At 48.3% G+C, this 1,423-nt stretch carries 1 protein-coding gene; it reads right to left on the minus strand.

Annotated elements, in window-relative coordinates; all coding sequences use genetic code 11:
- Positions 1–36: 36 nt before the first annotated feature.
- A complete protein-coding gene (ltrA, locus tag AB4583_RS19705) occupies positions 37–1,329 on the minus strand; it encodes a group II intron reverse transcriptase/maturase (RefSeq protein ID WP_372056279.1) in 1,293 nt (430 codons plus the stop codon).
- Positions 1,330–1,423: the final 94 nt, after the last annotated feature.

Consider the following 1,423-nt stretch of genomic DNA (forward strand, 5'->3'; position numbering starts at 1 on the left):
AATCGAGTAGGAGGAGGCCTCACGGCCTCCGTCCTCTCACACCACCGTACAAGCGTGGGTCGCATACGGCGGTTCCGAATATATTTTCAGTGACTCATACCCATCTCCCAATGAGTACAGGCCCAACTCCTCGAACCATTTTATTGGCATGGCGTGATTTAACTGCGGCGTTAAGGCCAAGTGCCACCACCCTTTATCTGACATCGCTACCTTCCACGCATTGCGCTCCGTTACACCTTGTTGTTGTAACCATGTCGCTATGCCGTATCTGCGTTTGCGTTGTTTTAAGCGGTAACATCGTAGCCGTCGCCGTATCCATTCGTCTAAGCGCTGCAAGCTGCTTTTCCGTATGGCGAGTTTGAAGTAGTGTTGCCAACCTCTTAGGTATTGAGTTAGTTCCGCTATGACTGCTTGCAACTCTCGCCCTCGGTTTCGCTTCGTTATCTGCCGCACTCGCTTCTTCATTTGAGTTTGTGCTGCCTTCGATAGATGGATTGTTCCATCTATCCCGAAGCGGTGGCTTAAGTAAGTCCGCTCTGTCACTCTTGTCGCACCACTTTTCTCTCGATTTACCGTGAGCTTCAGCTTTTGCTCCAAGAACTCCGTTATCGACTCTTTAACTCGATAAGCGGCTTCTTCACTATGAACGTAGATTTGGCAGTCGTCTGCATATCGACAGAACTTATGCCCTCTGCGCTCTAACTCTTTATCCAGTTCATCTAATACGATATTGGATAGCAACGGGGATAATGGTCCACCCTGTGGTGTCCCTCTTTGTCTCTGTTCAACCATCCCGTTTCGCATTATGCCTGCCTGTAGATATGACCTGATGAGCTTCAACACTCGTTTATCACTGATGTCCTGTGACAGTCTGTACATCAGTCTATCGTGATTCACTGTGTCGAAGTATTTCGCTAGGTCGATATCTACAACATAACCTCGACCTTCTCGGATGTAATGACTGGCTGCCGTTAATGCATGGTGCGCACTGCGGTTTGGTCTAAATCCGTAACTGCTATTGGAGAACTTGGGGTCATAGATATCTGACAGTACTGAGGTCATTGCCTGTTGGACAACTCTATCAAGCACGGTTGGGATACCTAGTTGCCTTACGCCACCACTAGGTTTAGGGATTTCTACACCAAGTACCGGTTGAGGTTGGTAGCTTCCTTCCAGAAGACTCTGGCGAAGCGCTTGCCCATTTGAAGCCTGTCGAAGTGTTGAGATAGTCGCATCTATGTCGAGTTTGTCGACACCTGCACATCCTTTGTTCTTCTTCACTCTTCGTAGAGCTTGATTCAAGTTGGTTGAAGAGCAGATTTGCTCCATCAACGACGTTGAGATCACCAAGACTCGTCCTCCTGTTTACGCCAATCATGCTTGTCATTCTTCATCACCATGAGCTTTACTTGCTGTATCGCCC

Source organism: Vibrio sp. 10N.222.49.C12, from assembly GCF_041475025.1.
Lineage (GTDB): Bacteria > Pseudomonadota > Gammaproteobacteria > Enterobacterales > Vibrionaceae > Vibrio > Vibrio crassostreae_C.

What these genes read in the sequence shown, in the direction of transcription:
- ltrA (WP_372056279.1), bottom strand. Translation starts at nt 1,329, where the DNA reads ATGGAGCAAATCTGCTCTTCAACCAACTTGAATCAAGCTCTACGAAGA.